Genomic DNA, 18,089 nt, shown 5'->3' with positions numbered 1-18,089 from the left:
ATCCTCGCGCCGATCCGCTCCGCCGTCGGCGTCCGTCGGGCGGGGACCCGGGCCGACGTCCGGCGGATCGCCGGCCCGCGGGTGGCACACTCGGGGCGTGAGCCTGTCGACCGTGCCCGATGCCTTCGCCCGGGCCCGCCAGGAGTTCGACCTGCCGCCGGACGTGACCTACCTCAACACCGCGTTCATGGGCCCGCTGCCCAAGCCAGCGGTGGAGGCAGGGTGGATGGGCCTGGCCCGCAAGAGCCGCCCGTGGACCGTGGCGGCCGACGACTTCACCGTCCCGGTCGACCAGCTGCGGGCCACCTTCGCCGAGCTCCTCGGCGCGCCGGGCGACCTCGATGGCATCGCCATCACGCCCTCGGTCAGCTACGGCGTGTCGACCGCAGCGGCCAACCTCCACCTCCGGCCCGGCCAGTTGGCGGTGGTGCTCGAGAAGCAGTTCCCGTCCGACGTCTACGCCTGGGAGCGCCTGGCGCTGCGCCACGGAGGTGCCCTGCACACGGTCGCCGCCCCTGCCGACGGCGACTGGACCGCCGCGCTGCTCGCCGACCTCGATCGCTTGGGCGACCGGGTGGGCGTGGTCTCGGCGCCGCCGTGCCACTGGATCGACGGCGCCCGCATCGACCTGGAGGCCGTGAGCGCGGCCACCCACGCCGTGGGCGCCGCGCTGGCCGTCGACGTGTGCCAGTCGCTCGGCGCCGAGCCCTTCGACGTGGCGGCCGTGCGGCCCGACTTCGTGTTCGGCGCCACCTACAAGTGGCTCTGCGGCCCCTACAGCGTCGGCTTCCTGTGGGCGGCACCGGACCGCCGCCACGGTGAGCCCATCGAGCACGGCTGGACCTCGCGGGCCAACAGCCACTGCCTCGCCTGCCTGGCCGACTACACGCCCGACTACCAGCCCGGCGCTCGCCGCTACGACGTCGGCGAGGTCGCCAACTTCGCACTCGTGCCGGCCGCGCTGGCGGGCGCCGAGCTGGTGGCCTCGTGGGGCCCGGCGGCCACCGCCCGCCACGCCGCCGCCATCACCGCTGCGGTGGCGGCCGGGGCCGAGCGCCTGGGCCTCCGGGTGGCGCCCGAGCACCTGCGGGCGGCCCACCTGCTGGGCATCCGCCTCGACCCGTCGGTCGACGCCGAGGCCTTGGCCCCGGCGCTGGCCGACCAGGGCGTCCACGTCAGCGTGCGGGGCGACGCCGTGCGGGTCAGCGCCCACGGCTTCAACACCGTCGACGACGCCGGCCGCCTCGTCGAGGCGCTGTCGGTGGCGCTGGGGCGCTCGGCGTGACCGAGCCCGCCGGGACGCCGGCGTCCGACCCCTCCTGCACCTTCTGCCGCATCGTCGCCGGCGAGGAGGCGGCCCACGTGGTGCTCGACGACGAGGTGGCGGTGGGCTTCCTCGACGTGCGCCCGCTGTTCCCCGGCCACGTGCTGCTGGTGCCGCGGCCGCACGTGGTGTCGCTGCCCGACCTGCCCGCCGCCTCGGTGGCGCCGCTCTTCCAGCGGGTGCAGCAGCTCTCGGTGGCGGTGCGCGACGCCATGGGCGCCAAGGGCACCTTCGTCGCCATGAACAACGTGGTGAGCCAGAGCGTCCCGCACCTGCACGTCCACGTGGTGCCCCGCACCAAGGGCGACGGCCTGAAGGGCTTCTTCTGGCCCCGCACCCGCTACGCCGATGTCGACCACGCGGCAGCCACCGCGGCATCGATCGCTGCGGCGCTCGAGGAGCTCAGCCCTCCAGCGTGAGCCTCGGCGCGCCGCCCTCGACCACCACGGTGGCGGGCACGGCCAGCAGGTCGAGCGGGTCGCGGCGTAGGCCGGCGACGGCGATGGGGAGCACCTCCCCGCGGTGCGGTCCGGCGGCGATGGCGAGCTCGAGGCGCAACGTGCCGGGCTCGGGACCGTCGTCCGCGTCGACCACGATCGCTTCGTAGGTGCCGTCGGGGAGCATCCGGTGACCCTACGAGCGGGGCACAGATCGTCGGGGTATCCCCCAAAACCGCGCGGAACGGGGAAATACTTGACCTCCGGCGGTCCCGCAGACCACATTGCGGGTCGCATCCCCTACAAAACCAGGAGGTTGGCTGTGGCCAACATCACCAAGGCCGAGCTCGTTGCCCAGGTCGCTGCGCAGGCCGACGTCGACAAGACGACCGCTGCGAGCGTGCTGAAGGCGTTCGAGGAGACCATCCTCGCCAGCGTCGCCAAGGGCGACAAGGTCGCGCTCACGGGCTTCGTCGCCTTCGAGCAGATCGCCAAGAAGGCCACCACCGCTCGCAACCCGCGCACCGGTGAGACCGTCAAGGTCAAGGCCAAGAAGGCCCCGAAGGTCACCATCGGCGCCACCTTCAAGAAGGTCGCCAACAAGGAAGTCCCGGCTCCCAAGCTGGCCAAGGTCTGATCCGGGGCCGGCTCGCCGGCCCCGCAGCAGCACCGCACGCGCACGAAGGAGGGGCTCCGGCCCCTCCTTCGTTCGTTTCGGGGGCGCCGCTACGCCCGGGTGGCCGCCAGGAACACGGCGCCGGTGGCGGCGTCGAAGGTGGCCTGGCCGGCCTCGCCCAGGAACCCGGCCAGCTCGAGGCTGACCGCGCCGTGGGCGGCGGCCCAGAAGGCCAGGGCCAGCTGGGGAGGCTCGCCGTGCAGGGCCCCGGCCTCGACCGCTCGGGCCACCGCGCCCACCAGCACGCCGAAGGCATCGAGGCCGATGTGGACGTCGGTCTCGCCCTGGTGGGCGGCGGGGTCGGTGAGCGCCAGGGGGTTGAGGCCGAACATCACCCGGTACAGCGGCGCGTTGGCCAGGGCGTTGCGCCGGTAGGCCACACCGGTGGCCACCAGGTCGGCCAGGACGTCGTCGGTGCGCGGCACCGACGTGAGCTCGACGTGCAGGCGGCGGAACGCCTCCTTCACCACCTCGGCCACCAGCTCGTCCTTGCCGCCGAAGTGGGTGTACACGGCCATGGTCGAGGCCCCGACCTGGCCGGCCACCTTGCGGAGGCTGAGCGCGTCGAGGCCCTCGTCGGCCAGGAGCTGCGCCGCGGCCTCGAGGAGGGCGACGCGCACGGCGGGGTCGGGGGTGCGGGCCATGGAGGGGTCTTGCCAGCCTGGCAGGTTGCGAGTACAACGTTATACAACACTGTTATGGAATCGGAACCGGAGCCCGCCATGCCCGACGTCGCCACCAACCGCTACCTCGAAGGGGCCTACGCCCCGGTGGAGGTCGAGGTCACCGCCTTCGACCTGCCGGTCACCGGCACCCTGCCGCCGGAGCTCGACGGCCGCTACCTCCGCAACGGCCCGAACCCGCTCGAGGCCCCGGATCCCGCGAACTACCACTGGTTCACCGGTCAGGGCATGGTCCACGGCATCCGCCTCCGAGACGGGCGGGCCGAGTGGTACCGGAACCGCTGGGTGCGCAGCACCGCCGCCAGCGCGGCGCTGGGCGAGGAGCCGGTGCCCGGCGAGCGCTTCGCCGACATGGAGGCGGCCAACACCAACGTGATCGGCCACGCCGGGCGCACCCTGGCCATCGTCGAGGCCGGCGGCCGTCCCGCCGAGCTCACCGACGAGCTCGAGACCGTGTGCTTCTCCGACTTCGACGGCACCCTGCCGCACGGCTTCAGCGCCCACCCGAAGAAGGACCCGGCCACCGGCGAGCTGCACACCATGGGCTACTACTGGGGCCGCCCGGAGGTGGTCGAGTACACCGTCACCGGCATCGACGGCCGCATCCGCCACCGGGTCGACATCCCGGTCCCCGGCAGCCCGATGCTCCACGACTGCTCGATCACCGAGAGCAGCGTCGTGGTCTACGACCTGCCGGTCACCTTCGACCTCGACCTCGCCATGGCCGGGCGCAGCTTCCCGTACGCGTGGAACGACGCCTACGGCGCCCGGGTGGGCGTGCTGCCGCTGGGCGGCCAGCCCGACCAGGTCGAGTGGTTCGAGGTCGAGCCCTGCTACGTGTTCCACCCGCTCAACGCCTACGACGACGGCGACGCCGTGGTGCTCGACGTCGTGCGCCACCCGAAGATGTTCGCGACGGACCACCAGGGGCCCAACGAGGGCGCCCCGTCGCTGTGGCGCTGGACGGTCGACCGAGCGGCCGGCAAGGTCCGCGAGGAGCAGCTCGACGACTTCGCCCTGGAGTTCCCCCGAGTCGACGAGCGGGTGGTGGGGCGCCGCCACCGCTTCGGTTGGGCCACCGGCCTCGGCCTGGTCGACGGCGACCTCGGCCTCGAGAGCGACGACGTGCGGTGGGACGCCGGCGGCCTCGTCCGCTACGACAACCGCACCGGGGCCCGCGAGGTGGTCGGCTTCGGCGCCGGTCGCACGGCGGGTGAGCTGGTGTTCGTGCCCCGCACCGCCGAGGCCGCCGAGGACGACGGCTGGTACCTCACCCTGGTCCACGACCGCACCACCGATCGCAGCGAGCTGGTCGTCCTCGACGCCGCCGCCCCGTCCGAGCCCCCGGTCGCCCGCGTCCACCTGCCGGCTCGCGTCCCCCTCGGCTTCCACGGCAACTGGATCCCCACCGGCCAGTAGCGCCCTGGCGGCTGGCTCTGGTCGCCGGACCCCACGAACTTGTCGCAGTTGTCGACCGGGGCGTCGGCCAACTGCGACAGGTTCGGGTCTGGGGAGGTCAGCGGGGGCCGCGGTAGAGGGTGCGGCCGCGGTAGCGGAGGGGGAGCTCGTCGGCCTCCTCGTAGGCGTGGGCCAGCCAGCCGGCGGTGCGGGCGATGGCGAACACGGCCTCGGTGGTGCCGGGGTCGGCCCGGGCCACCAGGGCCAGGGCGCCGAGGGCGGCGTCGACGTTGGGTGGAGCAGCGCCGGCGGCGGCGTGGGCCGCCAGGTCGGCGTCGATGGTGCGGCGACGCGTGGGTCCGGCGAGGGCGAGCACGGCGGCCAGCAGCGGGGCGAAGCGGGGGTCGCCGCCGCGGTGGACGAGGTGGCCGAAGCCGTCGGCGTGGGGGCGGGGGTCCAGCTGGCCGTCGGCGCCGGCCAGCAGCCGTTCGTGGACCCGGACCGCGGCCCGCCCGTGGAGCGGGCCGCTGACCGTGCCGAGCCCGGCGAGCAGGCACTCGGCGGGGCCGGCGCCGGTGGAGGCCGCCACCCGCACGGCCAGGGTCGACGTGGCCAGCTCGTGCTCGGCGAGCAGGACCAGCGCCAGGTCGAGGGCGGCGACGCGTTCCCGCGTGGCGGCGAGCGGCGAGAAGCGGGGCCACAGCGCGGCGGCGATGCCGGTGATCGGTCCGGAACGCTCGGCGGCGCCGGTGGGGGTGCTGGTGCTGGCCTTCGTGCCGGTGGGGGTCCGGACCGGAAGCGAGGCCACGAGGGCGCGGACGAGGGTGGCGGCGGCGTCGACCGGGTCGGGTGGCAGCAGGGCCGAGGCCGCGGCTGCGCCGACGGCCAGGCGGGAGCTCACCGGGGCCTGGGCGGGGAGGGAGCGGGCGGCTCGGTGGGCGGCGCGTGCAGCGCGGTCGCCGGCAGCGGCCACCGCGGCGCGGGCCTCGTCGTCGGGCCCCTCCAGCTCGCCGGTCCAGAGGAGGTCGGCGACGGCCTCGAAGGGGTGGCGGCCGGCGAGGTCGAGCAGGTCGTGGCCGCGGTAGCGGACCCAGCCGTCGCCGATCTCGCTGACGGTGGTGCCGATCACGACGTCGACCGCGCCGGGCCGGCGTCGCACCGAGCGGGGCCGGCCCTTGCGGGCGAGCAGCTCCACCTCGTCGGCGTCGTAGCGGCTCCGGCGTCCATCGGAGCCGGTGCGTCGGGTGAGCGATCCCCGGCTGGCGTAGGCGTAGACGGTGGACAGCTCGACGCCGAGGCGGTCGGCCACCTCGCGGGCGCTCAGCTGGTCGGTCATCAACGTTGACGATAATCAACGTTGATCTGCAGGTCGAGCCGGCGGACGATGTCGCCATGGCCGTCACCCCACCCCCCACCGCCTCCCGTCCGATGCTCGGCACCGAGGCCCACCTCGCCGTGCTGTGGGCGGCGCTGGGTGGCGAGGCGGCGCTCGCCGAGGCGGTGGCGACGAGCGGGCCCGAGGTCGTCCTTCCCTCGGTGTTCGACGTGACGGGCTTCGCATCGGCGGCCGCCGGCGCCGCCGCCCTGGCCGTCGCGGAGCTGTGGGCGGCTCGCACCGGGTCGGCCCTGCCGGCCGTCTCGGTCGACCGCACGGCGGCCTGCGCCTCCTTCCTGTGCGAGGCGCTCTTCGAGCCGCAGGGTTGGGAGCGCCCGCCGATCTGGGACCCGCTCGCCGGGGACCACCGCAGCGCCGACGGGTGGATCCGGCTCCACACGAACTACGCCTCGCACCGCGACGCTGCCCTCGGGGCGCTCGGGCTGGACCCGGCGGTCGAGGTGACCCGCGAGGAGGTGGCCGCCCGGGTCGCCCTCCGGAGCGGCGACGAGCTCGAGGCGGCCGTGGTCGACGAGGGCGGCTGTGCTGCGGTCCTGCGCGACGCCGCCTCGTGGGGCGCCCACCCCGCCGGCCTCGCCACCGCGAGCGAGGCCCCCGTTCGCCTGGGCGACCCGGTCCCGATCACCGGCGGGACCGCGGTCGACCTGGGCACCCCGCCAGGGGCTGCGCCCCTGGCGGGCATCCGCGTCCTGGACCTGACCCGCGTGATCGCCGGGCCGGTGGCCACCCGGTACCTCGCCGGCTACGGCGCCGACGTCGTGCGGATCGACCCGCCGGGGTTCGCCGAGGTCGGGGCGCTGCTGCCGGAGACCACCCTCGGCAAGCGGTGCGCCGCCCTCGACCTTCGGGTCCTCGACGACCGTCGGCGGTTCGAGGCGCTGGTGGCCGAGGCCCACGTGGTGGTGGCCGGCCTGCGCCCGGGCGCCCTGGCCGGGCTGGGCTACGACTCGGTGGGGCTCCGATCCCTGAACCCGGCGCTCGTGACCGTCAGCCACGACGCCTACGGCTGGGGCGGGCCGTGGTCGGGCCGGCGGGGCTTCGACAGCCTCGTCCAGATGAGCACGGGCATCGCGGCGGCCGGCATGGTCGCCGCCGGCTCGGACCGGCCGGTGCCCCTGCCGGCCCAGGCGCTCGACCACGGCGTCGGCCACCTGCTGGCAGCGGCGACGTGCCGGGCGCTCACCCGCCTGGTGCGGACCGGCGCCACCGCGGAGGTGCGGGGCTCGCTGGTGGGAGCGGCCAACCACCTCCTCGCCTCGCCCGTCCCCGGCGGCCTCGCCGCCGAGCGGGGCCCGTGGCCCGACGACCTGCTGGTGCCGGTGGCCACCGCCTGGGGAGCGGCGGACCGGGTGCCCCTGGCGGGCACGATCGCCGGCCTGGTGCCGTCGTTCGCCGTCCCCGCCGGCCCGCTCGGCGTCGCCGCCCCCACCTGGTAGCCGCGCCGGCGGACGCTCGCCCCGAACTGGTAGCTCAGGTCGCAACCCTGCGGTTGTCGGCAGTCCGGCACTGCCACCGGGCGACCAGAACCTCCGCATCGGTGTCTGGTCGCGATCGGCGTTGGCTGGCGGGGCGCGGCACGACCAGAACCGCACGAACTCACTCTGGTCGCGGTTCGAGCTGGTGGCGACCAGAACCGTCGTGGCGGGCTCTGGTCGCGGCCGGTGTCGGCTGGCGACCACAACCGTCGTGGCGGGCTCTGGTCGCGGCCGGTGTCGGCTGGCGACCCACGTTGCGGCCAGAGCATCGCGGCGAGGCACTGGTCGCGGTGCAGGTTGGCGGGCGACCAGAACTGCGGCGAGCGGCTTCGGTTGCGGCTGGTGTCGGCTAGCTGCCGGTATTGCGACCAGATGTACGGGGCGCGTCTTTGGTCGCTGCTGGTGTCGGCTAGCTGCCGGTTCTGCGACCAGATGTACGGGGCGCGTCTTTGGTCGCGGCTGGTGTCGGCTAGCTGCCGGTTCTGCGACCAGATGTACGGGGCGCGGCTTTGGTCGCAGTGGGTGTTGGCCACGTGCTCGTTCCGCGACCAGAACCACAGGCGCGGCTTTGGTCGCAGTGGGTGTTGGCCACGTGCTCGATCCGCGACCGGAACCGTGGTGCTGGCTCTGGTCGCACGCCGGCGACCCGCCAGGGGTCAGCGATCGGTGGGCATCAGGCGGAAGCGCTCGGCGTGGGCGACGCCGGCCCAGCCGCCGGCCTCGGCCGTGCCGGCGCGCACCTCGGCGCGGAAGCGCTCCCCGGCCGGACCGACCCGAGGCCCCTCGCCGTCGGGATCGTCACCGGTGGGGATGAACATGGTCGACTCGTACTGCGAGCGGTGCGCCTCGAGGGCGGCGATCTTGGCGTCGACGTGGCCGACGTCGACCACCTCGGCGTGGTCCGGCTCGTCGGCCTCGAAGAGCAGCAGCGCCGAGGGCCGGTGGTGGGCGACCTCGTGCTCGGGGAAGAAGTGCGGGTCCCGGGCCGCCACGAGGGCGTCGCAGACCAGGAAGCCGCCGGCCCGGTGGTCCGGGTGCAGCCGGTAGCGCTTCCACGGGTCGTGGCCCAGCAGCACGTCCGGGCGCAGCACGCGGATCCAGCGCGACAGCTCGGATCGGGTCTCGCGGTCGTTCTCCAGCTCGCCGTCGACCCGTCCGAGGAACACGACCTCGCCGGTGGCTCCGATGGCCGCGGCCGCCGCAGCCGCCTCCAGCTGGCGGGTGCGGACCAGCTGGTGCAGGTCGGCGTCGGCGTCCCACGTGCCCTTCGAGCCGTCGGTGCAGATGGCGAAGGACACCTGGCACCCGGCCGCGGCCCACTTGGCCAACGTGGCCCCCGCCCCGAACTCGATGTCATCGGGGTGGGCGCCGACGGCGAGGGCGCGAGCAGGGACGGGCAGGTCGAGCGAGGGCACGGGGAGCTCCTTCAGCGGGGCCGGCCGACGGCGAGGTCGTCGCCGTCGGGGAGTTGCAGGTCGTCGGGGACGTCGACGTCCCACCCGAGGGCCGCGTCGGTCAGCACCTCGACAGGCAGGCCCAGCCGGACGGCCTCGTGGCGGTGGCGGGCGAACGAGCCCGTCCCGTACTGGAACCGGAAGCCGCTGCCCGCCGGGATGGCGATGACGTTGGTGCCCTCGGTGCGGCGATCCGGCACCAGCACCACGCCCGAGCGCCCGACCACGTGGTCCAGCCCGGTGGCCAGCGGCAGGTCGGCGTGGGCCACCACGATCCGCTCGGCGCCGGCGGCCTCGGCGGCGGCGACCCCGGCGTGCACGGCGCCATCGAGGCCCAGCCCCGGCGTCCAGTGCACCGAAGCGCCCACCTCGGCCGCCCAGCCGCGCACGACCTCGTCCTCGCAGACGACGATCACCGGCAGGTCGCCGGCGGCCTGGACCACCCGCGTGGCCATCTGCCGGGCCAGCACCGCCCGGGCCTCCGGGGTGAGCGCCGGCGCCAGCCGGAGCTTGGCCGCGTGGAACCCCTTGACCGGGATCACGACGGCGGCACGCATCGCCCGTCACGCTACCGGGCGACCCGGACCAGCGGCGGGCGTCGCCACGCAGCCGGCCGGCACCCGACCAGCACGCCGCCGCCACCCGGCAGCGCCCGGCCGTCGCCCACCGCAAGCGGTCGACGGCACCCGGGTCGACCCGTGCGACGGGCGTCACACCCGAGCGATCACCGCCTAACGTGCGCTGCCATGGACATCCGGGTCTCCGTCATCGGTGCCGGCTCGTGGGGCACCACGGTCGCCGCCCTCGCCTCGCACAACGCCCCCACCCAGCTGTGGTCGCGGCGGGCGACGCTGGCCGAGCAGATCGACCGGGACCACGAGAACGGCGACTACCTCGCCGGCTACCGCCTCCCGTCGCAGCTGCGGGCCACGGCCGACCTGGAGAAGGCCGTCACCGAGGCCGACCTGCTGGTGATGGGCGTGCCCTCGAGCGGCTTCCGCTCGTCGCTGGAGGCCGTGAAGCCCTTCCTGCGGCCCTGGGTGCCGGTGGTCTCGCTCTCGAAGGGCCTCGAGCTGGGCACCAAGCTGCGCATGAGCCAGCTCATCGAGGAGGTCCTGCCCGGCCACCCCGTCGGCATCCTCACCGGCCCCAACCTGGCCAAGGAGATCCTGGCCGGCCACGCCGCCGCCAGCGTGATCGCCATGGACGACGACAACGTCGCCAAGGCCATCCAGCAGATCTTCCAGGCCGACCTGTTCCGCGTCTACATCAACGAGGACATCGTCGGCTGCGAGATGGGCGGCGTGCTCAAGAACGTCATCGCCATCGCGTCCGGGATGGCCGACGGCCTGGGCGCCGGCGACAACACCCGCGCCGCCGTCATCACCCGCGGCCTGAGCGAGGTCACCCGCATGGGCGTGGCCCTCGGCGGCGAGCCGCTGACCTTCTCGGGGCTGGCCGGCATGGGCGACCTGGTGGCCACCTGCATCAGCACCCAGAGCCGCAACCGCCACGTCGGCGAGCGCCTCGGCAAGGGCGAGACCATCGACGAGATCATCGCCGCCATGAACATGGTCGCCGAGGGCGTGAAGACGTCGAAGGTGGTCATGGAGCTGGCCGACGAGCTGGGCCTGGACATGCCGATCGCCCAGGAGGTCTACGGCGTCTGCCACGGCGGCCGCACCGCCGCCGAGGCCTACGCCGGGCTGCTCAAGCGGGGCACGGGCCGTGAGATGGACGGGATCAGCCCGGCCCGGTAGACCCGGGCCGTCATGTTCCGCCGCCGCACCCCGACCGCCGCCGCCCCGCCGGACACCGCCGCCCCCGCGACCGAGCCCTCGGGCGCCCCCGCAGAGGACGCCGGCGGCCTCGCCGCCCGCCTCGGCGAGGCGGGCTGGGTCCTGCCCCGAGGCCTCGCCGAGGGCGCCCCGCCCCGCTGGACGCTCATCGGCACGGTGGCGTCGCCCACGGCCACCGCGGTCGACCCCACCGGCCTGGTGGTGGGGGAGGGCTGGAGCCTCGACTGGTGGGTCGGCGCCGACGATCGCTGGCACCTGCCGCCGCAGGAGGCCGCCGTCCGCCAGCAGCTGGTGGACGAGGCACCGGTGGTCGAGACGCTGGTGCGCATCCCCGGCGGCGACGCCGTGCACCGGGCCTACGGCTTCCGGTCGCCCCGGCCGATCGGCGACGAGTGGGTGGGCGTCGAGGTCGAGAACGCCACCGCCGTGCCGTTCGCGGTGGCGCTCGTGCTCCGGCCCCTGGTGGCCGACGCCGTGGGCGCCGCCTCCCGCATCACCATCGAGCCCACCGAGGGCGGCACCGGGCGCGACGTCGCCCACCTGGTCCGCATCGACGGCCGACCCGTGCTGGTGGTGCCCCGCAAGCCCAACCACCTGGCGGTCGGCAGCCACGAGCTGGGCGACGTCGCCGCCGTGGTGACCTCGGGCGCCGCCGGCACCGAGCTGGTGGCCGCCGACTGCCCGGACGGCCTGGCCACCCTGGCGCTCATCTACCCCCTGCCTCACACCGCGGTCCTCCGCGTGGCGGTGCCGGTGGGCGAGGTCGGCACCGACCCCGTGCCATACCCCGCGGTGCTGCCCGACGCCGCCACGGTGGCCTCGGGCTGGGAGGTCCACCGCCGCGGCCCGCGGTTCGAGATCCCCGAGCGCCGCCTGGCCCTCGCCACCGAGCGGGCCCGAGCCCAGATCCACCTGGCCCACGACGGCACCGCGGTGCGCCGCGACGGCCACCGCATGCCCGACCTCGAGCCCGGTGCCACCGAGGTCCTCCTCGGCGCCTTCGACCTGCTCGACCGCCCGGCCGACGTGGGCACCGTCGTGGCCCGCTGGATCGAGCGCCTGGTCGACCCGACGCCCGAGGTCGACGCCCTCGCCCTCGCCGTGATCGCCCGCCACTGGCGCCTGCACCGCATCGACGCCCTCCTCGACTGGATGCTGCCCGAGGTGGCCGCCGCCGTGGAGCGCCTCGACCGCGCCCACCGCAAGGGCCACCTGACCGGCACCGCTTCCCGCCGCCGCGCCGCCGACGCCCTCGCCTCGGCCGCCACCATGCTGACCGCCGCCGGGCAACCGGGCGCCGGGACCAGCGTCGCCGCCCTCGCCGGGCGGGTGGCCGCCGACCTGCCCGAGCCCACCCCCGCCACCGCCGCCGACCACCTGGTCCTGCTGGCCGGTCGCATCGCCGGCGGCGACGCCGCGGCCGTCACCGAGCTCGACCACGTGGTGGTGGCCGCCTCGCCCACCGGCACCTGGGCCGGCCCCGGCCCCGGCGGGCGCCCGAGCGGCCACGACCTGGTGGCGGCCGCCGCGGTCGTCGCGGCGGCACGGAGCTTGCTCGTGGCCGAACGCCCGGACGGCCTGGCGCTGCTGCCGGTGCACCCCGAGAGCTGGTACGGCGGCGGCATCGAGCTCCACGATGCGCCCACCGACTTCGGCCGGCTCTCGTTCGCGGTCCGCTGGCACGGCATCCGACCGGCCCTGCTGTGGGAGCTCGAGCCCCACCCCGGCCTCGCCCCGGTGCGGCTCACCATCCCCGGCCTCGACCCCACCTGGTCCACCACCGAGCTGCGCGGCGACGCCCTGCTCGCCGAGGTGGCGCCGCCGGCCGGCCTCGACCAGCTCACCCTGGTGTCGGAGCACCCCGACATCCTCCCGGAGATGCGCAAGCCCGGCTCGGCGCCGGACGAGCCCGAGCCGCCGACCATCCCCGAGGGCGGCACGTTCTCGTGAGCCCGGTGCCGGACGCGCCCGAGCCCGTGCGGTGGCCCGACCCGGCCACCGAGGTGGACGCCCCGGACCCCGCCCCCTTCGCGTCGAGCGCCACGTCGCCCCTCGACGCCCACGCCATGGCGGCCCTGCTGCGCTCGGTCGGGTTGAGCGACGACGAGATCGCCGAGGCCCGCTCGCACCGCCACCTGGAGCTGCTCGCCATCGAGCACCTGGTGCTGCCCGAGACGCCCTCGCACGACCTGGCCGAGATCTCCGAGGCCACCGGGCTCTCCGCCGAGCTGATCGCCCAGATGTGGCGCTCGCTCGGCTTCGTCGAGCCCCGGCGCGGCGACCGCATCTTCACCGAGTTCGACGTCGGGATGCTCTCGACCATCGGCCGGTTCCTCGACATGGGGATGATCGACGACGACCTCATCGTCCAGATGGCCCGGGTCATCGGCTCCTCGCTGGCCCGGGTGGCCTCGGCCCTGGTCGACGCCATCGACCCCGCCGAGCCCACCAACCACCACCTCGGCGCCACCGAGCACGGGGACGACGACTTCGCGGCGGTGGCCCCGGTCCTGCTGCCGACCCTCCTGCAGGTCATGGACTTCGTGTGGCGTCGCCACGTGCAGGCCGAGGCCCGGGCCCGCATGGCCCGCGAGCACGCCGGCACCGACCCCGACCACCGGGCCGTGGGCTTCGCCGACCTGGTGGGCTTCACCGCGCTCAGCCAGCAGGTCACCGCCCACGAGCTGGCCGCCGTGGTCGACCGCTTCGAGGCCATCGCCTACGACACCGTCAGCCGCCTGGGCGGCCGCGTGGTGAAGATGATCGGCGACGAGGTCATGTTCTCCGTCGCCGACGTGCGGGCCGCCGCCGAGATCGCCCTGACCCTGTCGGAGACCTACCGCGACGACGACGAGCTGTCCGACGTGCGGGTGGGCCTGGCCGCGGGCCCGGTGCTCCAGCGCGAGGCCGACCTGTTCGGTCCGGTGGTGAACCGGGCCAGCCGGATCGTCAACATCGCCTTCCCCGGTGCGGTCGTCTGCTCCGAGGAGGTGCACGAGGCCCTGGCCGACGAGCCCGGCCTCGTCTGGAAGACCATCGGGCCGCGCAACCTCAAGAACATCGGGCGCATCCCGCTGTTCGTCTTGCGCCGCGAAGCGGTGGCCGAGCCCGACCACGCCAACCACGAAGAGGCCGAGCACCGCCGCGCCGAGCGGCGGGCCGCCCGGGTGGCCGAGATCGCCGCCCGGCGCGAGGAGCGGCACCGGCGCCGCTCCGCCGGCGAGGACGAGGCCCCCGCCGCGCCGACCGACGGCCCGGAGCCGAAGGAAACCTGAAGGCCCGTGTCGTATCCTTCCGGGATGCGCAGGTGGGCTTGGGTGCTGCGGGGCATCCCCGTCGTGGTGATCCTCACGATCGGCAGCGCGTTCGCGCTGGTGGGCTTCACGTCCACCGAGGCGCCCACCGTGCCCGACGCGGTGCGCATCTCCACCCGGGCGAGCGCCACCTCCACCCTCTCGGGCACCTGGCCCGGCCCGGCCAAGAAGAAGGCGCCCACCAGCTTCCTGGTGGCCGACGCCAACGGTCCGTCGGTGTCGCTCTTCCAGGCACCGGACGTGCCGTACCTCGAGAAGCCGGCCCTGGCCAACCCCACCCACGAGGGCCTGCCGGTGGTGTTCCTGGTCCTGGCCGAGAAGGGCCCGTGGCTGCAGGTCCGGGTCTCGTCGCGGCCCAACAACCTGGTCCTGTGGGTGGAGAAGGCCCAGGTCACCCTGCGCAAGGTGCCCAACCGGGTGCTGGTCGAGGTGGGTGCGCACCGGGTCACGGTGCTGCACGGCGACGACGTCCTGCTCCAGGAGACCGTCGCCGTCGGCGCGCCGGCCACCCCCACCCCGCTGGGCACGTTCTTCGTCGACGGCATCGTGAAGGTGCCCTACGACACCGGCCCCTACGGCGCCTACCAGGTGAGCGTCGCCGGGTTCAGCGACGTGCTCCAGTCCTTCGGCGGCGGCGTGGGCCAGATCGCCATGCACGGCACGAACCGGCCCGAGCTGCTCGGCCAGAACGTGTCGAACGGGTGCGTCCGCATGACCAACGACGCCATCACCCGCATGGCCCAGCTGGCCCCGCTGGGCACCCCGGTCGACGTCGTCGCCTGACCCCGCGGCTCTCGGTGAGCCGAGGCGGCGCCGGCCCGGTCACGCCCCGGACCGGCAGGGAGCCGCTCAGTCGTCGAGCAGGATCGTGGCGATCTTCCAGGGGCCCAGCTCCAGCTCGCCGGTGAACGCCGGCCCGGCCGGTTCGCCGCGCAGGTCGACCACGCGACCGGTGCGGCCGGCCACCACGACGGTGGCGGGGGCGTCGGTGGGGTTGACCACGCGCAGCTCGAGGGTGCCGGCGTCGGTGCGGTGCAGGGCGGTGACCTCGGCGCCGGTGACCGACAGGGCCTGGCTGCTCGCGGTCGGGTCGCCGAGGCCGCCCTTGCCGGGGAAGCGGGCGGTCTGCACGGGCGTGAACGCCTCGTCGGCCACCGCGTAGGGGTCGCGCCCGGCGAGGTGCAGCACCAGCGACACCTTGTGGTGGCCGGGCATCTGGGCCTTGGGTGTGAGCGTGTGGGGCCCGGCCTCGACGGCCCGCATGGCCATGGGCGGCTTCGAGATCACGCCCATGCACCGGATGACGGTGATGGCCAGCTCTCGGGCCCGGGCGTCGGGGCCCTCGCCCTCGAGCTCGACGAGCTCGTACTCGCTCAGCCCGTCGTGGGCGACCAGCAGCCCGCCCGCGGCCACGAAGCGGCGGCTCGGGAAGGTCGGGAGCGGCACCTCGGTGGGGCCGCCCTCGGCGGTGAGGCCACGTGTGACGGTGCCGTAGGCGCACTCGGCCACCGAGTGGTCGGTGGCCTCGGGCAGCGGCAGGTGGACGCGGAGGCGGTGGTCCTCGGAGCGGTTGTCGAACGCGATCGACACCCGGACCAGGTCCTCGCCGGCGTGGACGTCGACGGTGGTGGTGACCACCGTCTCGACCTCGCCCACCCGGTGGCCGTCCTCGACGTGGGTGGGCAGCCAGTAGGTGCGCGTGATCACGATGCGGCCCCGCACCGGGCCGGCCTCGCTCACGAGCACGTCGACGTCGCGCGGGCGCTGGACGACCTGGTCGTGGGTGGGCGGGTTCCAGTTGTAGGTGTCGCCGTCGTCGCCCTCGTCGACCAGCCGGCCGTACCCCTCGATCCCGTTCACCGCGAAGGTGCCGTCGCTCTGGTCCGGGACCACGGTGACGAGCCCGTTGGTGATGCCCTGGCCCTCGGCCCGGACGGAGTGGTCGCCCAGGTCGGCGGGGGCGAGGCCCCGCCAGCCGAAGCCGGGCACCGGCTCGCTGCGGAACAGCACCTCCTGGGTGGCCGAGGGGCGCAGGAGGTCGACGTGCACGGTGCCGGTGGGGTCCGCGGCGGCGAGGTCCCGCAGCTGCTGGCGCAGCGCCATGGCGTCGACCTGGGTGGGCTGGCGGTCGGTGACCACGGTGGCGATCCAGTCGCCCGAGCCGTCGTCGGCCGGGGCCAGCGACGCCTGCGACGCCTTGGGGTCCTCGAGGGCGGCCCGCATGACCACGGCCTCGGCCTCGGCCTTGCCCACCGAGGCGAACCGCACGCGGGCCGGCCGGTAGGAGAGCTGCTGGGTGTGCGGCGGCGCCACCTCGCCGGAGACGATCGAGGTCGAGGTGAACGAGCGCTCGCGGGCGGTGGGGTTGACGGCGATGGCCGCCTGGCCCGAGGCGGCGAGCACCCGAACCAGGGCCCGCTCGGTGAGGGAGCGGGCGACGAGGGTGGACTCGGCGTAGCGGTGCAGCACCGCGTCGTTGACCTCGTCGGCCGAGCAGCCGCAGATGGAGTCGTGGGCGGCGTTGCGGATGACGTCGGTCCAGGCCACGTCCAGGAAGGCGCCCGGCCACTCGGCAGCGGGCAGCCAGAGGGCGGCGAGCGGCTCGGCCACCCGCTCGAGCCACCGCTCCGCCTCGGCCGAGGCCTGCTTCACGTCGACCCGGCAGGAGGCCACGCCCATGAGCAGGTTGGTGCGGGCCCCGGAGCGCAGCTCGCCCACCCACCGGGGGAGGCCCTCGCGGGACGAGGCGGCCAGGTGGGCGGCCAGGGACGTGACCACCAGCTCGTAGCCGGCGCCCGCCTCGTTGGCCTCGGCCACCACGCGGCCCAGGCGGGCCTGCGGCAGCTGGTGGTCGGTGCCGTTCATCCAGAGGATCGGGTCGCTGACCAGCGGGCCCTGCGCCGCCCAGAAGGCGTCGAGCTGCTCCACGAGCTGCTTGCCGTGCTCGGGCAGGCGGGCGCCGTTGGAGTAGCCGTCGGACAGGTACTCGGCCCGCACCGAGGAGCCGTCGGGGCCCTCCCAGTCGAACGCCGAGGCGTCGACGGCGAAGGGGATGCCCCGCCACACCACGGCGTCGGCGAAGCCGAACTGCCGGAGGATCTGCGGCATCTGGGCGACGTGGCCGAACATGTCGGGCAGGTAGCCGATCTCCATGGCGCCGCCGAACTCGACCGCCTTGCGCAGCCCCAGCTGGATGTCGCGCACCAGGGTCTCGCCGGACACCAGGAACTCGTCGGGCAACGTGTACCAGGGGCCCATGGTGAGCCGGCCGGCCTCGGCCAGGTCCACCAGGCGCTGCCGCTCCCCGGGGCGGATCTCCAGGTAGTCGTCGACCACCGCCATCTGCCCGTCGAGCTGGAAGTGGGCGTAGCTGTCGTCGTCGGTGAGCGTCGGAAGCAGCTGGTCGAGCAGCTCCACCAGCTGCATCCGGAAGACCGGGTACGGCTTGTACCACTCCCGATCCCAGTGGGTGTGGGGGACGACGTGCACCTGGCGGGCCATGGCGCCCAAGCTACGACGTGGCACCGGTGTCCGTTTCCACCCCCGCAGCGGCCGATGGGGGTGGCAGGCCGACCTAGGGTGGCCGCCATGCCCAAGTTCGTGATGCTCTCGACGCTCGGACCCGACGGCCACGCCCGGCTGCGCGACAGCCCGGAGCGGCTGCGCGAGGTCAACGCCGACGTCGAGTCCATGGGCGTGAAGGTGCTAGAGCAGTTCGCGCTGCTCGGCCAGTGGGACTTCCTCAACATCCTCGAGGCGCCGGACGAGCTCACGATGGCGAAGGTGGCCACCACCCTCGCCGCACGCGGCACGCTCAAGACCATGACGCTCACGGCGATCGACGTCGAGGACTTCATCGCCACCATGGGCGGCGGGGTGGGGTCCGGGCCGGAGGCCTAGACCCACCACATGGAGCTCTTGCGCTCCTTGCGGACCGACGCCGACGGGAGCGTGGCCGGCAGGACCTGGCCGTCGCTGCGCCGGCGCAGGCGGTAGCCGGCCTCGAGCACCTCCTCGACGGCGAACCCGGTGGACCAGGAGCCGTCGAAGCCGGAGCGCACCTCGACCTTGGTGCCCACGGCGAGCCGGTCGGCCCGGGTGGAGGCGCTCGGCTCGGTCATCGGTGCGAGGTT

Annotated in this window: 17 protein-coding genes; 10 read left to right on the top strand and 7 right to left on the bottom strand. The window is 74.8% G+C overall.

Annotation, left to right across the window (positions count from 1 at the left end; all coding sequences use genetic code 11):
• The first annotated feature begins 97 nt into the window (after positions 1–97).
• Together KSP35_RS08910 and KSP35_RS08905 are read left to right on the top strand one after the other, a co-directional pair.
• A complete protein-coding gene (locus KSP35_RS08910) occupies positions 98–1,285 on the top strand; it encodes an aminotransferase class V-fold PLP-dependent enzyme (RefSeq protein WP_217001028.1) in 1,188 nt (395 codons plus the stop codon).
• A complete protein-coding gene (locus KSP35_RS08905) occupies positions 1,282–1,743 on the top strand; it encodes an HIT family protein (RefSeq protein WP_217001026.1) in 462 nt (153 codons plus the stop codon). Before KSP35_RS08910 ends, KSP35_RS08905 begins: the two co-directional genes overlap by 4 nt.
• Here KSP35_RS08905 and KSP35_RS08900 read toward each other — a convergent pair.
• On the bottom strand, positions 1,727–1,948 hold the full coding sequence (locus tag KSP35_RS08900) for a hypothetical protein (protein ID WP_217001024.1): 222 nt from the start codon (positions 1,946–1,948) through the stop codon (positions 1,727–1,729). The two genes, KSP35_RS08905 and KSP35_RS08900, sit on opposite strands and share 17 nt — an antisense overlap.
• A gap of 135 nt (positions 1,949–2,083) precedes the next feature.
• Here KSP35_RS08900 and KSP35_RS08895 point away from each other — a divergent pair, with 135 nt between their 5' ends.
• Positions 2,084–2,398 carry an HU family DNA-binding protein gene (locus KSP35_RS08895; protein ID WP_217001023.1) on the top strand — a complete coding sequence of 105 codons (315 nt, stop codon included), beginning with the start codon at positions 2,084–2,086 and terminating at the stop codon, positions 2,396–2,398.
• Between the two features lie 89 nt (positions 2,399–2,487).
• Here KSP35_RS08895 and KSP35_RS08890 read toward each other — a convergent pair whose 3' ends face one another.
• Positions 2,488–3,081: a TetR/AcrR family transcriptional regulator gene (locus KSP35_RS08890; protein ID WP_217001022.1), complete on the bottom strand. Its 594-nt coding sequence runs from the start codon at positions 3,079–3,081 to the stop codon at positions 2,488–2,490.
• A 54-nt stretch (positions 3,082–3,135) separates the two neighbouring features.
• On the opposite strand from KSP35_RS08890, the gene KSP35_RS08885 reads away from it, so the two are divergent.
• The gene (locus tag KSP35_RS08885; protein ID WP_254127057.1) at positions 3,136–4,539 is read left to right on the top strand and encodes a carotenoid oxygenase family protein; all 1,404 of its coding nucleotides are present in this window, start codon (positions 3,136–3,138) and stop codon (positions 4,537–4,539) included.
• Positions 4,540–4,636: 97 nt separating this feature from the next.
• Here KSP35_RS08885 and KSP35_RS08880 read toward each other — a convergent pair whose 3' ends face one another.
• Positions 4,637–5,854, bottom strand: a complete 1,218-nt coding sequence (locus KSP35_RS08880; protein ID WP_217001020.1) for a citrate/2-methylcitrate synthase — start codon at positions 5,852–5,854, stop codon at positions 4,637–4,639.
• Positions 5,855–5,910: 56 nt separating this feature from the next.
• Between KSP35_RS08880 and KSP35_RS08875 the strand changes: the two genes are divergently transcribed.
• Positions 5,911–7,350 carry a CoA transferase gene (locus KSP35_RS08875; protein WP_217001018.1) on the top strand — a complete coding sequence of 480 codons (1,440 nt, stop codon included), beginning with the start codon at positions 5,911–5,913 and terminating at the stop codon, positions 7,348–7,350.
• A 695-nt stretch (positions 7,351–8,045) separates the two neighbouring features.
• Here KSP35_RS08875 and KSP35_RS08870 read toward each other — a convergent pair.
• Complete coding sequence (locus tag KSP35_RS08870) at positions 8,046–8,804, bottom strand: PIG-L deacetylase family protein (protein ID WP_254127056.1); 759 nt, start codon at positions 8,802–8,804, stop codon at positions 8,046–8,048.
• An 11-nt stretch (positions 8,805–8,815) separates the two neighbouring features.
• On the bottom strand, positions 8,816–9,400 hold the full coding sequence (gene cofC / locus KSP35_RS08865) for a 2-phospho-L-lactate guanylyltransferase (protein ID WP_217001016.1): 585 nt from the start codon (positions 9,398–9,400) through the stop codon (positions 8,816–8,818).
• A 189-nt stretch (positions 9,401–9,589) separates the two neighbouring features.
• On the opposite strand from cofC, the gene KSP35_RS08860 reads away from it, so the two are divergent.
• Genes KSP35_RS08860 through KSP35_RS08845 form a run of 4 tightly spaced genes read left to right on the top strand, consistent with a single transcriptional unit; the run spans position 9,590 to position 14,739 of the window.
• Positions 9,590–10,603 carry an NAD(P)H-dependent glycerol-3-phosphate dehydrogenase gene (locus tag KSP35_RS08860; RefSeq protein WP_217001014.1) on the top strand — a complete coding sequence of 338 codons (1,014 nt, stop codon included), beginning with the start codon at positions 9,590–9,592 and terminating at the stop codon, positions 10,601–10,603.
• A 12-nt stretch (positions 10,604–10,615) separates the two neighbouring features.
• The gene (locus tag KSP35_RS25230; RefSeq protein ID WP_217001012.1) at positions 10,616–12,592 is read left to right on the top strand and encodes a hypothetical protein; all 1,977 of its coding nucleotides are present in this window, start codon (positions 10,616–10,618) and stop codon (positions 12,590–12,592) included.
• Between the two features lie 5 nt (positions 12,593–12,597).
• Positions 12,598–13,917 (top strand): adenylate/guanylate cyclase domain-containing protein, encoded by a 1,320-nt coding sequence (locus KSP35_RS08850; RefSeq protein WP_217001009.1) that lies wholly within the window; start codon positions 12,598–12,600, stop codon positions 13,915–13,917.
• Between the two features lie 24 nt (positions 13,918–13,941).
• Positions 13,942–14,739 carry a L,D-transpeptidase gene (locus KSP35_RS08845; protein WP_217001007.1) on the top strand — a complete coding sequence of 266 codons (798 nt, stop codon included), beginning with the start codon at positions 13,942–13,944 and terminating at the stop codon, positions 14,737–14,739.
• A 66-nt stretch (positions 14,740–14,805) separates the two neighbouring features.
• Here KSP35_RS08845 and KSP35_RS08840 read toward each other — a convergent pair whose 3' ends face one another.
• On the bottom strand, positions 14,806–17,457 hold the full coding sequence (locus KSP35_RS08840; protein WP_217001005.1) for a glycoside hydrolase family 38 C-terminal domain-containing protein: 2,652 nt from the start codon (positions 17,455–17,457) through the stop codon (positions 14,806–14,808).
• An 87-nt stretch (positions 17,458–17,544) separates the two neighbouring features.
• Here KSP35_RS08840 and KSP35_RS08835 point away from each other — a divergent pair, with 87 nt between their 5' ends.
• A complete protein-coding gene (locus tag KSP35_RS08835) occupies positions 17,545–17,856 on the top strand; it encodes a GYD domain-containing protein (protein WP_217001003.1) in 312 nt (103 codons plus the stop codon).
• Here KSP35_RS08835 and KSP35_RS08830 read toward each other — a convergent pair.
• Positions 17,853–18,077, bottom strand: coding sequence for a hypothetical protein (locus KSP35_RS08830; protein WP_217001001.1), 225 nt, complete (start codon positions 18,075–18,077; stop codon positions 17,853–17,855). The two genes, KSP35_RS08835 and KSP35_RS08830, sit on opposite strands and share 4 nt — an antisense overlap.
• Positions 18,078–18,089: the final 12 nt, after the last annotated feature.

It is taken from the genome of Aquihabitans sp. G128 (genome assembly GCF_019048865.1).
GTDB lineage: Bacteria > Actinomycetota > Acidimicrobiia > Acidimicrobiales > Iamiaceae > Aquihabitans.
The sequence above is the reverse complement of the archived record's forward strand: the minus strand, read 5'-3'. Positions and strand labels throughout refer to the sequence as shown.